Below are 17,919 nucleotides of genomic sequence, written 5' to 3' on the forward strand. Positions count from 1 at the left end.
AGATTTTAAGTCTGCTGCGTCTGCCGATTCCGCCATCCCGGCTCACGAAAATTCAATCAGAGTGTATCAGGTCGCCTTGACCGAAGTCAACCAAGTCCCGCTTCACATGGATTCCACCGTCTGGCCGGCCTGCTCCGTCAGCGTGCGCAGGGGGCGGTTGTGCTCATCTACCAAGATCACCGTGGGTTGGTGCGCCTTGATTTCCTCTTCGCTGTACACCCCATAAGAGATGATGATGACCAGGTCACCCTTCTGCCCAAGACGAGCTGCGGCGCCGTTCAGTTCGATGCAGCCACTGCCTTCCTGGCCGTAAATGACATAAGTTTCCAGGCGAGCCCCGTTGTTGATGTTGACCACCTGCACTCTTTCGTTTTCCAACAGATCCGCCTGTTCGGCGAGTTGACGATCAATCGTAATGCTGCCGACGTAGTTCAGGTTGGCTTCTGTGATGGTCGCCCGATGAATTTTCGACTTCATCATGGTGCGGAACACCTGTCAGCGCCTCCTTTGAGAAGCGATCCAGTTGCGATTATACGAGACCGCGCTACGAATGAAAAGAGAAAACGGCTAGGAACCGTGATTCGGCGGCCGCAGGCCATCCCCAATTCCCGTTGTTGTCTTGTGCCGGGGCATCCTCGAGTCAAGGCTTGGAAGCCTCTCATCATGGGAACTGGGGTGCTTGCGGTATACTTAGTGGTTGATGGAGACAAGGGGGGACGGGCTGTGAGCAACACAGTCAGTACACATTTGGAGGTCCGTTGGGGTGAGTGCGATCCGGCCGGCATTGTGTACCATCCAGCATACATCGATTGGTTCTCGGTGGCGCGCATGCGCTGGCTTCGCCACCATGGTGTCGGCTACATGGAGGCGTTTCATGATCAAGGCCTTGTCGTCGTTGTGCTCGGAGTGGAGTGCCGCTACCGGAAAACGCTGCGCGCTGAAGACCAGGTGCGTGTGGACGCGTCTCTGGTGACGTTGACACGCGCGCGCATGAAGTTTGAGTATCAGGTTTGGAACGCAGAGGGCGTTCTTTGTGCCGAGGGTTCGACCGAACACGCCTATGTGGATGAGAGCGGGCGCGCCGTGAATGTAGCCAAACGAGCCCCACAATTGTGGACACGGCTGCAGGCCTTGCGTGCGGAGTCGTAGACCACGCACGCGCGTCCGGGGCGAACCATGAGCCATGACCCGGCGGTTGCGGCCCGTGAACGTGTGGCCACCACCGACGCATTGACAGCCGCCGCGCAGCCGTGCTATATTACTACCTGTCCGTTGCACGCGGCTGTAGCTCAGAGGGAGAGCACCACCTTGACACGGTGGGGGCCACAGGTTCGATTCCTGTCAGCCGCACCATAGGAGCCATAGAAGGCACCTGCATTGTGCAGGTGCCTTTTTAACGTTTTTACGTGGGGTTGCGGCCATTTGCTACCAATCTCCGTTTCAAGCCGCATGGGCTCAGCGGACTGTGGACCAAGACAAGCACAGGCCGCGGGCAGTCACGGCAATCGGCGCCCATCCGCCCGGCGGATTGGCGGCAACGTGCCGTGACTCCGTGTTCCCCCACGGCATACGGTGGGAGGAACGACGCGGACGCGAGCTGTCACTCAGGACACCATAGCCTGACAGCCTGTTTCGATAACGAAAACGCGGGCGCTCCAGAAGCACAAGCAACGCCCGCATCCCCGGGCAGCGAGGTATACGCGCCGGCCGCTTTTTTCATACTGGTCAAAGAAGGTGAACCAGAAAGGCGGATGTCCGCATGCGGAGCGTACGGATTCAAGTGGAGCTCGCACAACAAGCATTGGCCAAGCGGTTGAACGACGCTGGGTGCAATCTCCAGCGTCTGGGTGACACGTGGTTTACGGCTTCTGGCGACGAGGAGCAGCTGCTGTCGGTGTTGCACGCCTTTATCCTATCGGACTGGCAATACGAATATATTCAACAGCGGTTGTCCTTGACACACCCAGAGTTGACCGAGGAGCAGCGGGAGTATATAGGCCTGTTGACCTTGCACCGTGTGCGCGGGCCGCGCGACCTGACCGACCCGAAACGCACGGCGGCGAGTCACCCCTTTGTCCACCCGTATCAGCAGTTTGCCGATCAGCTGCGGGCGTCATTGGAAGAGCTGCTGGCAGGAGAGATGCTGTACGTGGAAGGCCTGGTCCGCTTTCGCGGGCGCCGGTATTTGCAGGGATTGCAGATTGCCATGGAGGAGATGGTCGAGCAGGTCTTGGCAGATCAAGAGTACGAGGAGTTCGTCGCCCTGCTGCGTTACGTATTGGACGTGCAACAGCCATCGCGGCAGCGTCTGCACGTGTTTTGCGCCGACGAGCGGGTGTGGATATGCGATGATGGCGGCGAACTGGTCCGTGATCAAGAGGTGTCTTTGGCCGCGGCCCAGGCTTGTCCGGGCGAGAATGTGAACGGGGAGGATTTGGCTATGAGCATCCTCATCACGCGGTCGCCCGAGCAGATCGTCATTCACGACCTCAGCACCCGGGCGCCGTGGCCGAGTTTTGCCGAGACGGTCGAGCGGGTTTTTTTGGAGCGCTCGTTACGGTGCGGAGACTGTCCGACCTGTCGCCGCCTCAGGGAGAACGGCGAAATTGCGCCGATGTAGTCAAAACCCGGAGGAACCGCTTTCATTGTGGCAAAAATGCGACAAAATCCACATTTGCGTGGAGACTTGGGTTGACTTGTGATCACAAGTGGATATAATGAACAACAAATTTACTTTCGGAAATGCGATGACGAAGGACATGCCGACGGATGGTACGCGCAGCAGAGAGGCGGCGCCAGCGGCTGAGAGCGCGCCCGCGGGACTCCGGCCGGATACCACCTTCTATGCAGGCGTCGGGGAGGCAAGCGGCCGAAACGGCGCCCGGGGCGTACGTTATACGCGAATGAGGGCTTGGGACCGTTGCGAGGTCCAGGCCGAAGTTGGGTGGAACCACGGGAACAACGTTCTCGTCCTGATGCACAGACATCAAGGCGGGGGCGTTTTTTTATGGGGTTTTCCAGGCCGCGGCGCCGCAGACAGAGGCAGTTGTGACAGGAGGCGATGAGATTGGGGCAGTATGCAGTGCGATTGAAGGACGGATCAGTCCGGCATTACCCGGCCAAAACCACCTTTGCGGAGATTGCGTCGGATATTGGACCGCGGCTGGGACGCGAAGCGGTCGCCGCCAAGGTGGACGGGCGTGTCCTCGACCTCAGCCGTGAACTTGAGGGCGATGTGGAGTTGGAGATCCTGACCTTGGATGCCCCGGAGGGTGTGGATGTGATGCGCCACACCTGCGCCCACGTCATGGCGCAGGCGGTCTCAAGGCTTTATCCGGGGGTCAAGTTTGCCATCGGACCGGTGATTGAGAACGGGTTTTACTACGATTTTGCCGATCACGTTTTCACCCCGGAGCAGTTTGCCGAGATCGAGCAGGAGATGCAGCGCATCATCAAGGCCGACTACCCTGTCGTTCGGGAGGTGGTCAGCCGTGAGGAAGCGCTGCGGATGTTTCAGGAGCGGGGAGACCGGTTTAAGGTCGAGATCATCCAGGACCTGCCCGAAGATGAAACCCTGACCCTGTACCGCCAAGGCGAGTTTGTCGATTTGTGCCGGGGGCCGCACTTGCCGTCGACCGGCCGTATCAAATCGTTCAAGTTGATGTCCATCGCCGGCGCCTACTGGCGCGGGGACTCCAGCCGCGAGCAGTTGACCCGCCTGTACGCCGTGGCGTTTGCCAAAAAGTCGGAGCTGGAGGATTATCTCCAGCGCCTGGAGGAGGCCAAGCAGCGAGATCACCGCAAATTAGGCAAGGACCTGGGCATCTTCATGCTGTCCAAGGAGGTCGGTCAGGGCCTGCCGCTGTGGTTGCCCAACGGGGCCACCGTCCGCCGCATCATAGAGCGCTACATTGTCGACCTGGAGGAGAGTCTCGGCTACCAGCACGTCTACACGCCGCACTTGGCCAGCGTGGAACTGTACAAGATTTCCGGGCACTGGCAGCATTACCATGACGACATGTATCCGCCGATGCAGATGGACAACGAGGAACTGGTGCTGCGCCCGATGAACTGTCCGCACCACATGATGATCTATAAATCGCAGATGCACAGCTATCGGGACTTGCCGCTGCGCATCGCGGAACTGGGCACAATGCACCGGCACGAGATGTCGGGCGCTTTGGCCGGGTTGCAACGGGTGCGAGCGATGACGCTCAACGACGCGCACATCTTCCTGCGGCCCGACCAGCTAAAGCAGGAGTTCTCGCGCGTGGTGCGGTTGATTGAACGGGTGTACCAAGACTTCGGCATCACCGAGTACTACCACCGCCTATCCTATCGCGATCCGTCCGATACCGAGAAATACGTGCAAAACGACGAGATGTGGGAACTGGCGGAGCGGATGCTGCGGGAAGCGATGGACGAGATGGGCTTGGCATACGTCGAAGCGCCGGGCGAGGCCGCTTTTTACGGACCGAAGCTGGATGTGCAGGTGCGCACGGCGCTCGGCAAGGACGAGACGCTCTCCACTGTGCAGCTGGATTTTCACCTGCCCAACCGGTTTGACCTGGAATACATCGGCGAGGACGGCAAGCCGCACCGCCCCGTCGTCATCCACCGCGGCATTGTCGGCACGATGGAGCGCTTTGTCGCCTTCCTGCTGGAGCAATACAAAGGGGCGTTCCCGGCTTGGTTGGCGCCGGTGCAGGTGCGAATCGTCACGGTGGCGGAAGAGTTTTCCGGATACGCCAACGCGACGGCTGACGCTCTGCGAGCCCAGGGATTCCGGGTGCAGGTGGACACGCGTCCGGAAAAAATTGGATATAAAATCCGCGAGGCCCAGGTGCAAAAGACGCCGTACACCCTGGTTGTGGGCGAGAAGGAACAATCCAACGCGACGGTCAGTGTGCGCCGCTACGGTCAAGGAGACGTGGGCAGCATGTCGCTGTCTGCCTTCGCGGCCCGGCTTGGCGAGGAAGTGGCCGAGAAGAGGCTGTTGGTGCAAGGTTGACAGTGCGGCGACAGTCCGCTAGAATGAATCTGCTTGATTGACAAGTCAAATTGACAAGTCAAGATGACGAAAAGAAGGAGCTTCCCGCTTCTCACCTGGTGGGCACATGCCGACGGGTTACCGACTAAGGAGCGTTCATTCGCTGCTGCTCAGCACGCGTGCAGCTGCAAGCTGTGGAGTGCGGGCAGCTGCTGGAGAACGGCCAATGAAGGCACGAGGCGCGGGTTATCCCGCGCCTTTTCGATTGGTTGCGGGGACGCCGGAAGGCAGCCAGAGCCGCGCGCAGGCGGCGCCGTCACAAAGACGGTGAATCTTGGAGGTGAAACCTTATTAGCAAAGACGGATATCTGGTCAACGACGGGATTCGGGCCCGGGAGGTCCGTGTCATCGACGTCGACGGGACCCAGCTTGGCATCATGGGGATTCGTGAGGCCCGGCGCATCGCCGAGGAGAAGGAACTCGATTTGGTGGCCGTCGCGCCGACAGCCAAACCGCCGGTTTGTCGCATCATGGACTACGGCAAGTTCAAGTATGAACAGAGCAAGAAGGAAAAAGAGGCGCGTCGGAATCAGAAGATCGTCACGCTCAAGGAAGTCCGCATGACCCCGAACATTGAGGAGCACGACTTCCACGTCAAACTCAAGAATGTCGTCAAGTTCCTCAAGGAGGGGGACAAAGTCAAGGTGTCTGTACGCTTTCGCGGGCGCCAGATCACGCACTCGCAGTTGGGACAGCAGTTACTCATGAAACTGGCGACGAGCGTCTCGGAAGATGCGATTGTCGAGCGGATGCCGAAGCTGGAAGGCCGCCAGATGATCATGATTCTGGCCCCCAAGCAGCCGTCTTCGTGACTCGCGCCCCAGGCGGACAAGGACGGGACGCACAACGATGGAATGGAGGACGTTGACATGCCGAAAATGAAGACCCACAGTGGCACTGCCAAACGCATCAAGAGGACGGCTTCTGGCAAATTGAAGCGGCCGCACGCCTTTGCCTACCACAAGGCAGTCAAGAAGGCGCCGGCGCGCAAGCGGCGGTTGCGCGGGACGACGCTGGTGTCGACCAGCGATCTGCGTCGCATCAAGCAGATGCTGGCCCGATAAGGCTCGCGAGGGGCACCAGGACCTATCATGTAAGGAGGAACAGGATTTATGGCACGCGTAAAAGGCGGTATGGTAACACACCGCAAACATAAAAAGATCCTGAAATTGGCTCGTGGGTACCGGGGTTCCAAGCACCGGCTGTTCCGTACGGCGAAGCAGCAGGTGTGGAAGTCCCTGCAGTACGCCTATCGGGATCGCCGCAACCGCAAGCGGGATTTCCGGCGTCTGTGGATTCAGCGCATCAACGCGGCGGCCCGTGTCAACGGTTTGTCCTACAACAAGTTCGTTCACGGTCTGAAGCTGGCGGGCGTTCAGGTCAACCGGAAGATGCTCGCGGATTTGGCGGTCACGGACAAGCAGGCGTTCGCTGAGTTGGCCAACGTGGCCAAGTCGAAGCTGGAGGCCTGAAACGGGTTTGCGTAAAAATGAAGAACCATCCCGGCGGATTCCGCCGGGTTTTTCGTGACCGCAGCCACGGCGAGGGCTTCGGTCTCGGGAGGGACGAGCCATGTACATCGAGTCTCCTGCCAATGACAAAGTGCGCGCCTGGGCGAAACTGAAAACGCGGCGGGGCCGGCTGCAACAACGGGCCTTCTTGGCCGAAGGGCCGCGTCAGTTGGACGAGGCCCTGGCCGCCGACGCGGACATTCTGGCTGTACTGTGGGATGTGGGGCGCGACGAACTGCCGGCGTCCGTGCGGGAACAGCTCCAGGCGCGCCGGATTGCGCTGGTGGAGTTGTCGCCGCAGGCGTTTGCCGCCGTATCCGATACCGTCACGCCACAAGGGGTGGTCACAGTGGTTCGCCTGCCGGAGCCCCCACTCACACAGCTTCCGGCGCGGTGTGTGATGCTGGACGGCATCCAGGACCCGGGCAACGTGGGCACCTTGCTGCGCACCGCCGAGGCGTTTGGCATTCCGCACGTGTGCTGCGCCAAGGGCACGGCCGATCCGTACGCGCCCAAGGTGGTGCGGGCCGCCATGGGGGCGCTGTTCCGGCTCGCGATTTCCCAGCTGCCTGCCCTTGATTTCATCCGCCAGTGGCGTCAGCAGTGGCCACAGGGTCAGGTGCTGGCCGCAGGCACGGGCGGATCGGTTGCATGCCATACGCAAGACTACGAACTGCCGACGTTGATGATCATCGGCAGCGAGGCGCGTGGGGTGTCGCCGGAAGTGGTGCGCGCCGCCGACCAGGAAGTTCGCATCCCGATGGCCGGCCACGCGGAGAGCCTGAACGCGGCGGCGGCGGGATCCATTCTCCTGTACGAGATGACCCGGCCGCGGTAGGTCAGTTGGAGCCTCCGACAGAGCGCTGATTTTCGTTGTGCGCGCCGACGGCCTTGCTGATGGTATCCATCTTCCGTTTCAGCCAACGGTGGAACCACCAATACGCAGCCGCCAACGCCGCGGCGACGAGAACCGCGGGCAGAAGGTATTTCTGCCAGTCTGCCAGCACCGCGTGCGCCATGCGCTCAATCAGGGAGCCGGCGAGGATGAACGGTGTCGTCCACATGGCGGAGGCGATGAACATGACCGGGGCGTACACCGCCAGCCGGATGCGGTTGATGCCGGCGATGTACGGGACAAAGATGCGGACGAACGCGATGTATCGTGAAATGACCAGGGTCGGTACAGTATACTTGGCAAAGATGGCGTCCGCCTGGGCCAGTTTGTCTGGGGTCAGGCGCACGTAGCGGCCGTACCGCAGGAGAAAGGGGCGGCCGAGCGCCCGACCAAGGAGATAAGCCACCATCGATCCGGCATAGGTCCCGCAGGTGGCCGCGACGATTAGCCAGAACAGGCTGATCTGACCGTTTGCGTGCTGCGCGAGGACGCCGGAGGCGGTCAAAGTGGTTTCTCCTGGAACTGGAACAAACAGGTATTCGAGCGCCAGAGCGCCGCAGATGCCCCAATATCCGTAAACCTGCATCAGATGTTCGATAAAGTGCACAGTCCTCTTCCTTTACAGGGAGTTTGGAAACGCCAGTCGTCTACCTGTATCTTATCAGTGAATCGGAAAGGCGTGCTAGGGGATTGATGGCAGCAAATACGGCAAATTTTCAAGGGATGGGGATATGATGGGCGGCGCGTACGACATGTGGGTGACCCCTCTGTTGGCGATGCTGGTGGCCCAGGTGTTGAAACCCCTGCTGCTGATGCTGCGTCTGCGTCGCTGGGATTGGAAGCTGATGCGTCAGTCAGGTGGGATGCCGAGCTCGCACACGGCGCTCGTGGTGGCGTTGGTGACCGAGTTGTGGCTGCGCGAGGGAGGGAGTGATCCCGTTCTCGCCATCGCCATGTTTGTCGCCCTCATCGTCATGTACGACGCCGCCGGCGTGCGCTGGCAGACCGGACGTCATGCCGCCGTTCTCAACCAACTGCTGCGCGACCTGCAGGGGCGCAAGGACCTGTTTCAGCCCGGCGAGGACGCAGCGGCGCAACCCGAATCGGCCCCCATCCAGCAGTTGAACATTGCCAAGGCTCCTTGGTGGCTCATCGACTGGCCCATCTTGAACGAGCACGTGGGCCACAAACCCACGGAGGTGTTGGGCGGCTGCATCGTGGGCGTCGTGGTGGCGTTGTCGGTGCACTTTTAAGCCCCGGCGCCCAGCGCGCTCCATCCGGCAGCCGCCACGCGGCGCTCATCCCCTTTTCTTCTTGCCTCTTCTTTTGCAAAAGCGGGCAATCGCCCATTTGTCCCATGGGTTCCTGCCCCGTCCTCCCCGCATATAGTGGGCTTTGACCACCCCAGATTAGGAGGACGGTGACATGGATAAGCAGTGGCGTTTTTATCGTCCCTACCGCAGCCCGTTCGACCCCTGCGTCCCGAAGCGTGTCAAGGCATATATTGTCCCTCCCAATCAGTTCATGCCGTTTCAGCCGCCGGGGCTGCGGACATTCTCGCCGCATGAGGCGCTCCGTAGAGGAACCTTGTGGCCGGATTTGTACAGCCCGTACAATCCGCCGCGCCGGGAGGAGATCGACCCATGACGCGCCATGCCATGCCGAAGGAGTATTACCGGTTGCTGTATGAGCTGCAAGCGGTCGATTTCGTCCTCGTGGAATTGGCCCTGTATCTGGATACCCATCCGGACGACACTCAGGCGCTCCATGAGTTCCACCAATATCAACACCGCAAACAGGGGCTCACCCAGCAGTTCGAGCAGGCGTTCGGGCCGCTGCATGAATTCGGCAACAGCCCTGTCGGCGCGCGCTGGACGTGGGCGGAGAGCCCATGGCCGTGGCAGGCGTAACCGCTTTGGAGCCTGTGCAGCCGGCCGCGGCAGCACCCGCCGGGCCTCGCGACGATTATTCGTGCTGATGCCGAAAAAGGGGTGATATTGTCGTGTGGGTGTACGAATAGAACCTCGGATCATGTAACCACAGGGCATACAAATACAAGCCCTAGATCCGCACGATCAATTCCAACTCAAATGGCCTATCGAGTGGCCATTCTTTTAGACGGTAGTACCGAACTTCGCGGAGGACTGACTTCAGTAACTTATTTTTCGCTTCGATGTCCTCTGTTCGGTTGTACTCCTTGACGACATTGGCAATTGCGGGAATGAGCTTTTGGTGTTGGCGTTTTATCTGCTCCTGTCCGGCCAGTTCTGCTTCCACCTCGGATAATTCCCGCCTGGCTATGTCTAAACGTTCTCCAATGCGTCGACTACGCTCCAAAAACACTTCAATCGTGTATACGCCTCGCTCCAATAAATCGTGCAGATTCTCTCGCTGTTTCTCCAAATTAGAGATTTCCTCGTTCATACTCTTGATCTTTCGTTGCAATAGTTGGGTGTCATCATGTTGTGTGGATGTATGGTCGCTCCTATGATCCTGTTTTGGAAGGGCGCGCGAAAGTGCGTCCAATTGCTCCAAGACTCTTGCTTCGACATCTTCATATCTGCCAATGCGTGTATTGCATCGATGTGTGGTGCAAACCAGCATGTTTTTGGATCTCCCATAGTGAGGACGCCGGGCCATCATTTTCCCGCATTGGCCACAACGAATGAGGCCAGCCAAAGCGTTTTTGAGACTATAGTCCTTCGTATTACGGGTGGACATCACATCCTGCATGGCATGGGCGCGATCCCACAATTCCTGATCGATTATGGCGGGGTGAGCATTCTCCACGATGATCCACTGTTCGCGGGGAAGTTTCACTTTGCGTTTTCCACCGGAAGGGGTTTTTACATACTTGTATTGCCCAAAAATGATGCGTCCCAGGTATGTTTCATTGTTGATGATGTCCCGGACCGTGACGCTTTCCCACTTTCCCCTGATCCCTGCTCCTGTAGGAGGTTCAATATGGTGATCATCCAACCAGTGCGCGATTCCGTATCGTCCCATTCCCTGTGCGCGAAGCTCGAATATCTTTTTCACAATCGGTGCCGTATCTGGATCGGGCACAAGGTGTAAATCTTCTCCTCGCGTATAGCCATACGGTATCCGACCGACGCACTTTCCTTCCTTTGCGGCCATCCTGCGCCCGCGGGCAAGTCGTCGGGCGATGATTTTGTACTCTCGTCGAGCTAGAAACTGCTCGAATTCGCTCCACTCCTCATCCAGTTCGTCTTGCAGGTCGTAAACCGTTCGAGGCGTGATGATGAGCGTTTCCGAATACTTGAATGTGGCGGCAATAATCCCCTGATCAATCTGATCGCCACGTCCCAGACGATCCATGTCCATGGTCAGGACGGCTTCGTATTTTCCTTCCTCTACCGCCTTCAGAAGCCGTTGCACCTCTGGACGGACCGCGATCGATTCGCCTGTAACAATTTCCTCGTAAACGTCCCTAATGGTGTAGCGATACTTCCGAGCCATCTCCAACAACGCTTTACGATGTTTAGCAAGCGTTTCTCCTTCCCCGCGCGCCTCCGATTCCAAATCGGCACGGCTTTTGCGTAAGTACATGGCCACGCTTTTCAGCCCGATTGGATATCCTCCGTTTGGCATATTGTCAACACCTTTGATAGTTTAAACTATTGATTCAGTGAGGCATTCCCCGCGTGACTTTACCCTGCACGATTTCCAATGCAGAATAAGCTCTGAATTGATTATATGTTGTTCTTTTTCGCAAGTGGTAGTATAATTTAGCTAAGGCAATGGCACGCGCAACGTTGCCAATTTCGCAGAAAAAACGTATTTCTTAGGCAGAACTGACTATGTCTTGGACAAGTCTGGACAGTCCTGTTACCACTAGGGATTGTCGTTATGAGGGCAGTTGTATGTTGTGGATACAATATACAATATGGCCTACAACAACGAGGTCTAAGCGCGGGGCCAATGTAGTCATGGAAGTGTGTCATGAAGGCAATTGTGGTTGATGTTGGAATATGTGTTTCTTGATGAATGCTGAGTCCAGATGGACGATGGATAAAGCGATTTGTTTTGAAAACAAATACCTTTCATGCTGAAATTCCAACATGTCGTCAATTTTTCCTGCGGGCGAAGGGTGCAAGGTTTGTACCCTTCGCCAAATAACGTCCTCATTTGTGTATCTCCTCTAAATTGTTGATTTGAAACTCCCTTTTTTCCTTATGTTCATGTACGTAATCTTTCTATCCCTGTAAAAAATCCTGAACAAGCTTTTTTGCATGCCTACAGCCAGGTCCCTGACGGGATGTGGCTTTTTTGTTCGTGTCTTTCATCCCAATAACTAGGAGGTATCTGCATGAGTGCAGGTAGGTATAGAGAGTTAAAGTTCGGGCTTACAGTTGCGTTCGTCAGTCGTACTGATTTCTATGAAGCATTCTTTGAGGGGGCGAGGTGAATGGGGGAACGAGTGATCCGGAGGAGTACCAAGCCGAAATTTAAAACCGGAAAGCATCTGATTTACGGGTTAAACCATACCCAACAGGGACTTGCCGGATTGTTCTTGCGCTTGCATGGTGAGGAAGTGAGGTATTGCCACGATACGCACACTTGGCTGGTGTGGGACGGTAATCGGTGGGTGCGAGATGAAACTGAGGTTGTGTGTCAACTCGCGATGGATACGGTCAAAACGTTGCACAACATTGCTGATCACTGGGAGGCCAAGAGTGGTATCGATCAGCTTACGCGGGATCAGGTGAAGAAGTGGGCGATTCGAGCCGAGACACGCCGTATGTTGGAAGAGGCCTTAAAGCTGTGCCGAGTCAATCCTCGTATTGCCATGAGAGAATATGATTTTGATCGTGATCCGTTCCAGTTAAACGTAATCAATGGGACATTGGATTTGCGTACGGGTCATCTCCGCGATCATCGTAAGAGGGATTACATCACGATGATGGCTCCTGTTGTGTATGACGAGGGGGCAACTTGTCCGAACTGGTTGGAATTCCTCGCGAGGGTCATGGGGGGAGATGTTGAGCTCATCGAGTTTGTAAAGCGTGTCGTAGGTTACGCATTGACCGGGGATAGTCGAGAAGAAAAGATGTTTCTTCTATATGGACCTCCACAAGCCGGGAAGACAACTTTCCTGGAGATCATTCGATCTCTCCTCGGAGATTATGCGCGTCAGACAGATTTTTCGACGTTTGTGGCAACGGCTGTTGCGCCGAACGCACCTCGTGGAGACTTGGTACGGTTGGCCCGCGCACGCTACGTGTCGGCGAGTGAGGTGGAAGGTGGTCAACGGTTTGCGGAGGGATTGCTGAAAAGGCTAACTGGTCGAGATACGGTTACGGCGCGTGCTCTTTACAAAGAATCCATAGAGTATCGACCTGGATATAAGCTGTTTTTCGGAGCCAACGATCTTCCAGATGTACGTGCGGACGAGGAAGCGATATGGCGTCGCATTTGCGTAATTCCATTTTCTTGTCGTATTGATGACGAGGATCGGGACAATTTTTTACGTGACAAACTTGAGGCGGAGTTGCCGGGGATTTTGAAATGGGCGGTGGAAGGATGTTTGGACTGGCAAAGGAATGGACTGGATATTCCAGGTGCCGTGTCCAACGCCACTCGTGTGTATCGAGAGGAATCGGATACCATCAAACAATTTTTGGAAGAATGTTGTATAACGGGGCCGGATAAGCAAGTGATGAGTAGCCTTCTTTATGGTGCATATGATGATTGGTGTGAGATTTACAATCTCAAACCGATTAGCCATAAGGCACTGATCCAGTATGTCAGTCGCCGTTTAGGATGTACGAAGGCTCGCGAAGGTGGTACGGGTCGGATGGTGATCACCGGGATCGCCTTACGTATACACGGTTCTTAATATTGGAAAGTGATCTGTGAAGGGTGTGAACCATGTGAATGATTTTCTCCATGTTTCATGCAATCTGTTGAATATGTGGCTTAAGATTGCAATCTATTATTCACACCCTTCACAAGGTTCACCGGTAGGCTGAAAAACCAGTTTGGAACAGGGGGTAAGTGGGAAAAGGGGATCGAAACGGAAAGGCCACCTGTAGAGGGATGAGTCACGGATCGTCAGTTCCCAGGCCCGCGAATGACTCACGAATTACGATTTTCATGCAGGGTGCCTCGGTGGGCTAAATCCTCTCGATCCTTTTTCAATTAAGTGAAACCCGCATTTTCGCTCACAAGTACTCAACTTCCACAAACCTGTCAATTCGGTTTTTCCTCCTTCCTTCGATGGTGAGGAAAAATAAGTGCAAAAAATCGAGTTTCTGTTGTGTGGAAACGTCAGAATGTTGCGAAGACAATGGAAATGAGGAGAGTTTATTCACCTGAGATTGCATGACAATTGCGCCTATTGCGTCTACGCGATGAGCCGATTGCATGTAGTTCGCCACACAAAATTACCGTTGCCATCATAGGCGATGGGGTTTGGCGTTCACGCACGCGCAAAAATGCGCGTAGCACACATGGGAGGGAGGATCGAGAAGTGAAACGTGGAGTTTTGCGTTTTAATTCTGAATCGGAAAGATGGCAATTTGTTTCCGACTCAGGAGAAGTTCAATACGACATGCATTGTGGAGATGGAGTCGACATAATGGTCGGTTCACAGTATGTGCATGGTCGCGTGGAAATGGCGAGCGACTGGTACGTCATTTTTCCGAACGCCCGTTTTTGCCTTATGCGCCAAAGTTTCTACGTTGCAAGAATGGCGTAGGAGCTTTTAACGTTTAGTATGAACCAAAAATCGACAGACCGTGTTGGAGGTCTTGATTGGGCGGTTTTGGCCGTTCCCGATCCCTCTTTCTCTCCGACCGGTCGGCCTACCCTCGGCAGATTCGGGGAGGGGGGCGACCGGTCTTGGGAGGGTTAAAGTGAATGGGTTACAGGATCCCTTGTGTGCGGGTTACGCTGGTGCGTGAAGGTTCAATACCGTCGGACACGAAACAGGTCCGATGTGCTGAAGATGCATACCAAATCCTAAGTTCTTATCTGGATGGAGTAGATCGTGAACACGTCGTGGTCATGTTCCTGAACACCAAGCACTACGTGTTGGGAATCAACACGGTGAGTGTTGGGAGTCTCGATGCCTCGGTCGTTCATCCAAGGGAGGTACTCAAGCCTGCGATTCTCGCCAACGCTAGCGCGATTTTGATTGCGCATAACCATCCATCGGGCGACCCGGAACCGAGTCCAGAGGACATTTCAGTCACGAAAATACTGTGTGAAGCATGTAAAATTATCGGGATTGACCTTCTCGATCATCTGGTGCTTGGTGAGGGACGGTTTATCAGCATTCGAGCACAGGGATATTTGTGATGAACTACGGAGCCACGACCGGTGGCTCCATTTTTGTTTGAAGGAGATCAAATAGAAGTGAGCAAGCGGTGTTTTCGTTTTTTCTTTGGATTTACTTTCATGTTAGGAGAAATTGAATTTCTATCTTGTGGTTGACAAATAACACCGACTTTACAATGAGGTCATAGACTACTATCTCTATTCGCGCGATCCGGTGCAAGGTGTCGGTATCGTCCGAACCGGCGTAAGGATTGCCGGTACATCAAAGTCCGGGTGGTAGCGCACCTATTTCGGCTCAGCTATAGCCCGGCGGTGTACGCCCAAGTTGAGAAGGCGGGCAAATTTCGCTCAGACACTTTGTCAGCATTCTCTTGGCCAATGGGGAATGAAGAAGTGTCCGGAGTGGCGCACCATCAGCATCTTCTGTCGCGCGTGTGGCGTAGCGATGGGAATGTGGTGCTCGTGCCGTGCGGTTTTTCAAGCATGGCAACACAAATTTCAAGGAGGTGATGACGAGAAGGAAGGAGGTCAATGTAAGCGACAGGATGGTCGCCTGACAATGCGCCGAGGCGGAAGCCGAGGATGCGACGCCCACCGCTTGCCAGTGGCAAGCACCCGTCAGGGTCTGTGGGCGGCCACGGTTTTTACGACGACATTTTGTGAAAATGGCGTCGTAAAAACACCCGCGGAGCGGGAATGTGGCACAGATGCTAACCACTTGTACATATGGACGGCAAAGGCACGGGCCGAGCCACTGTCTCTGCACGAAGGGGCAGAGACAGTGGCGGACGCAGATCTGAAAGTGCCGTGAAATAGAGCGATCTTGCACGGGATCGAAGAGAAAAAGGGCGGAAACGAGCCAGTGTGCCAACGGGCGAAGTCTGTCCAGGGAGGGGGGCACAATGATGCGTAGCACCGAAAAGACGCTTCTTGACCAGGTGAATGCGGTATTTCGCCACACCAGACAAGGGAGCATTCTCACGCGTGAGCGCTACCGGGAAACCGGGGGGCGAATCGCGAAATTTCTCGGTGAGCGATTTCAGTTGAAAAATTTACGGAATCTGCAGGACAAACATTTGGAGGCGTATGTTCGTTACATGCAGGAGAACAGGCGAAGTCCCGCGCATATCAAGACGGAGTTGTCTGCCATCCGATGGATTGGGGACCAAATCGGATTGAAGCGTCCGCTCGAAGATCCGCGTACGTTCAACACCAGAATGGAGATCGGGCGTCGAAGTCTTCGAGGCCATGATCGGACTTGGAAGGCAGAAGATTTACGGATTATTGACCGTGCACCCGAGAGAGTCCAAAGTGTTTTGATTCTGGCCCGAGATCTAGGCCTTCGCATTCATGAGGTGCATCGGATCGACGTGGCGCATGCAAGAGATGCTCTGCGAACGAATCAGATTGAGATAAAGGGCAAAGGCGGTTTGATCCGTAACGTTCCTCTGAGGGGAAGTGCGCGAGACGTGCTGGAGACCGCCATCAAGACGGTTAAACCCGGCCAAAAGTTGTTCGTGCCACATGGGATGAAAACCCATGAGGCGATTCGGGAGGTGCAGGACTTTATACGGGATAATCGTCCACTGGGGAGTACGGTGACGGCTCATGGACTTCGCCATGGATATGCCAGGGATCGTTATTTGGAGTTTCGCAGGGCAGGGATGAGTGAACGTGAGGCGAAGGAACGGGTAAGTGAGCTACTCGGCCATCATCGGGGTGAAGTAACCGACATCTATCTGGGATCGCTCCGATAATGCAGAATCATCGTTTGAGGTTGTCTCCAAGTTACATAAACCCACCGCATCGCGGAATGACATAGAATGAGTTATGCGCAATATTGTGCGAAACATCAGACGAGAACCGGAATGCAAAAAACCTCGTACCGGCTCATTTGCTTCGGTTTTATCGTATCTGACAAATCAGCGCTAATCATGTTTTTGAGCGAAGACTTAACCCAAAAAGACTTTCATCATCCAAACTTATGGTATAATCAATCCAGTTGAATACCGTGCTGAAAATGGACATGCCATTTTCCTGATTACAGGGAAATGGTATGTCCATTTTTCGTTTTTCGTGGGTCGATCATGGCCGTCCGGTTGTGCCGGGGGGTTTTTGCTGACTATGCAATATACCCGCCGTATGAATGAGGGAGGTATTGCAAGTGCGTCTTTCTGAAGCATCTGCGTCATTCCTAAACATCCGAACGCAAGAAGGGTTTTCGCGATACACAATCAGTGCCTATCGTCTTCAGCATCAACTTCTTATACGCGATATTGGGGACTTGGACATTGAAGATGTCACGCTTCCGGTTTTGCGCGAACATCTAAGCCGTCAAACACATCTGAAGCCTTCGAGCCTTGGACACAAGATCAGGGCTATCAAGACCCTCTTTAACTGGCTTGTTGAAGAGGAACTATTGTTGCGAAATCCTACGCTCAAGCTGAATGAACCTAAACGTGGCAAGCGGGTTCCAAAGGCGTTGACGATTGAAGAACTGGAATTACTCCGTGATTCCTGCGAATGCACCTTGGAGCACGCGCTGGTTGAGTTTTTCTTTGCCAGCGGATGTCGCGTAGCAGAAATTCAACGATTGAATCGAAGCGACATCGACTGGCAAAGGAACGCCGTAAAGGTTCTGGGCAAAGGAGACAAAGAACGTGAGGTCTACTTCGGAGCAAAAGCCCATATCTGGATGAAACGCTACCTGAGCGAGAGGACTGACGATGATCCGGCCCTATTCGTAACCGTAAGGAAGCCCCATCGCATGTCGATCCATGAAATTCAATACATTTTCAAACGGATCGCAAAACGCTGTGGATTGGCGGATCGTGTGAGTCCACATAAAATGCGGCATACGCTGGCTACGGTGTTGATTAACCAAGGTGCCCCGCTGGTTGTTGTGCAAAGCATCCTTGGCCACGAGAAGCCGGAGACGACACAGTTGTACGCGACCCTCAGTGGATCTGCGCGCCAACAGTCGTATCAACGATATTTTGTGCAGTGGCCGCATCTGCACTATGGTAAAATGTCGCATAGTCATACGGTTTGCGTGGGTCGTCATTACTCAGTTAACGGGCAGGTTAACGCAAATCGACTTTATGCTAATATTATGGAAAACTATTGACGGCTTATTAAGCACCAAGGATGGAGTGACCTAA

At 55.2% G+C, this 17,919-nt stretch carries 18 protein-coding genes and 1 tRNA gene; 16 read left to right on the plus strand and 3 right to left on the minus strand.

From position 1 onward, the window contains the following. Positions 1-102: 102 nt before the first annotated feature. Entirely contained in the window at positions 103-492 is a 390-nt protein-coding gene (gene panD / locus AK2_RS01585; RefSeq protein WP_067930594.1) for an aspartate 1-decarboxylase, read from the minus strand. 231 nt (positions 493-723) lie between these two features. On the opposite strand from panD, the gene AK2_RS01590 reads away from it, so the two are divergent. From AK2_RS01590 to AK2_RS01630, 8 genes are all read left to right on the plus strand, one after another. Continuing rightward, the gene (locus tag AK2_RS01590; RefSeq protein WP_067930597.1) at positions 724-1,149 is read left to right on the plus strand and encodes an acyl-CoA thioesterase; all 426 of its coding nucleotides are present in this window, start codon (positions 724-726) and stop codon (positions 1,147-1,149) included. Between the two features lie 129 nt (positions 1,150-1,278). Next, positions 1,279-1,353, plus strand: a tRNA-Val gene (locus tag AK2_RS01595). A gap of 406 nt (positions 1,354-1,759) precedes the next feature. After that, entirely contained in the window at positions 1,760-2,620 is an 861-nt protein-coding gene (gene ytxC / locus AK2_RS01600) for a sporulation protein YtxC (RefSeq protein ID WP_067930602.1), read from the plus strand. 447 nt (positions 2,621-3,067) lie between these two features. Beyond that, a complete protein-coding gene (gene thrS, locus AK2_RS01610) occupies positions 3,068-5,011 on the plus strand; it encodes a threonine--tRNA ligase (protein WP_245632717.1) in 1,944 nt (647 codons plus the stop codon). A gap of 347 nt (positions 5,012-5,358) precedes the next feature. Next, positions 5,359-5,862 (plus strand): translation initiation factor IF-3, encoded by a 504-nt coding sequence (gene infC / locus AK2_RS01615; RefSeq protein ID WP_067923457.1) that lies wholly within the window; start codon positions 5,359-5,361, stop codon positions 5,860-5,862. A gap of 57 nt (positions 5,863-5,919) precedes the next feature. After that, positions 5,920-6,114: a 50S ribosomal protein L35 gene (gene rpmI, locus AK2_RS01620; protein ID WP_067930611.1), complete on the plus strand. Its 195-nt coding sequence runs from the start codon at positions 5,920-5,922 to the stop codon at positions 6,112-6,114. Positions 6,115-6,162: 48 nt separating this feature from the next. Continuing rightward, positions 6,163-6,522, plus strand: coding sequence for a 50S ribosomal protein L20 (rplT, locus tag AK2_RS01625; protein ID WP_067923451.1), 360 nt, complete (start codon positions 6,163-6,165; stop codon positions 6,520-6,522). Between the two features lie 100 nt (positions 6,523-6,622). Then, positions 6,623-7,399, plus strand: a complete 777-nt coding sequence (locus AK2_RS01630) for a TrmH family RNA methyltransferase (protein ID WP_067930615.1) — start codon at positions 6,623-6,625, stop codon at positions 7,397-7,399. Position 7,400: 1 nt separating this feature from the next. Here AK2_RS01630 and AK2_RS01635 read toward each other — a convergent pair whose 3' ends face one another. Continuing rightward, positions 7,401-8,063, minus strand: a complete 663-nt coding sequence (locus tag AK2_RS01635) for a DedA family protein (protein WP_067930618.1) — start codon at positions 8,061-8,063, stop codon at positions 7,401-7,403. Between the two features lie 127 nt (positions 8,064-8,190). Between AK2_RS01635 and AK2_RS01640 the strand changes: the two genes are divergently transcribed. The 3 genes from AK2_RS01640 (at position 8,191) to AK2_RS01650 (ending at position 9,366) form a co-directional block, all read left to right on the plus strand. After that, positions 8,191-8,709, plus strand: coding sequence for a divergent PAP2 family protein (locus tag AK2_RS01640; RefSeq protein ID WP_245632718.1), 519 nt, complete (start codon positions 8,191-8,193; stop codon positions 8,707-8,709). Positions 8,710-8,881: 172 nt separating this feature from the next. Beyond that, on the plus strand, positions 8,882-9,103 hold the full coding sequence (locus AK2_RS01645; protein ID WP_067930623.1) for a spore coat associated protein CotJA: 222 nt from the start codon (positions 8,882-8,884) through the stop codon (positions 9,101-9,103). Then, a complete protein-coding gene (locus AK2_RS01650; RefSeq protein WP_067930625.1) occupies positions 9,100-9,366 on the plus strand; it encodes a spore coat protein CotJB in 267 nt (88 codons plus the stop codon). Before AK2_RS01645 ends, AK2_RS01650 begins: the two co-directional genes overlap by 4 nt. A 151-nt stretch (positions 9,367-9,517) precedes the next feature. On the opposite strand, the gene AK2_RS01655 is transcribed toward AK2_RS01650, so the two are convergent. After that, a complete protein-coding gene (locus AK2_RS01655) occupies positions 9,518-11,068 on the minus strand; it encodes a recombinase family protein (RefSeq protein WP_067930628.1) in 1,551 nt (516 codons plus the stop codon). 817 nt (positions 11,069-11,885) lie between these two features. Between AK2_RS01655 and AK2_RS01660 the strand changes: the two genes are divergently transcribed. From AK2_RS01660 to AK2_RS01675, 5 genes are all read left to right on the plus strand, one after another. Next, complete coding sequence (locus AK2_RS01660; RefSeq protein ID WP_067930631.1) at positions 11,886-13,316, plus strand: DNA primase family protein; 1,431 nt, start codon at positions 11,886-11,888, stop codon at positions 13,314-13,316. Between the two features lie 633 nt (positions 13,317-13,949). Continuing rightward, complete coding sequence (locus AK2_RS16750) at positions 13,950-14,177, plus strand: DUF5348 domain-containing protein (RefSeq protein ID WP_157076179.1); 228 nt, start codon at positions 13,950-13,952, stop codon at positions 14,175-14,177. Between the two features lie 161 nt (positions 14,178-14,338). Beyond that, positions 14,339-14,779 carry a JAB domain-containing protein gene (locus AK2_RS01665; RefSeq protein ID WP_067930634.1) on the plus strand — a complete coding sequence of 147 codons (441 nt, stop codon included), beginning with the start codon at positions 14,339-14,341 and terminating at the stop codon, positions 14,777-14,779. A gap of 884 nt (positions 14,780-15,663) precedes the next feature. Next, complete coding sequence (locus tag AK2_RS01670; protein ID WP_169794711.1) at positions 15,664-16,515, plus strand: tyrosine-type recombinase/integrase; 852 nt, start codon at positions 15,664-15,666, stop codon at positions 16,513-16,515. 407 nt (positions 16,516-16,922) lie between these two features. Then, positions 16,923-17,885: a tyrosine-type recombinase/integrase gene (locus AK2_RS01675; protein WP_245632719.1), complete on the plus strand. Its 963-nt coding sequence runs from the start codon at positions 16,923-16,925 to the stop codon at positions 17,883-17,885. Positions 17,886-17,919: the final 34 nt, after the last annotated feature.

The organism is Alicyclobacillus kakegawensis NBRC 103104 (genome assembly GCF_001552655.1).
Classification (GTDB): domain Bacteria; phylum Bacillota; class Bacilli; order Alicyclobacillales; family Alicyclobacillaceae; genus Alicyclobacillus_G; species Alicyclobacillus_G kakegawensis.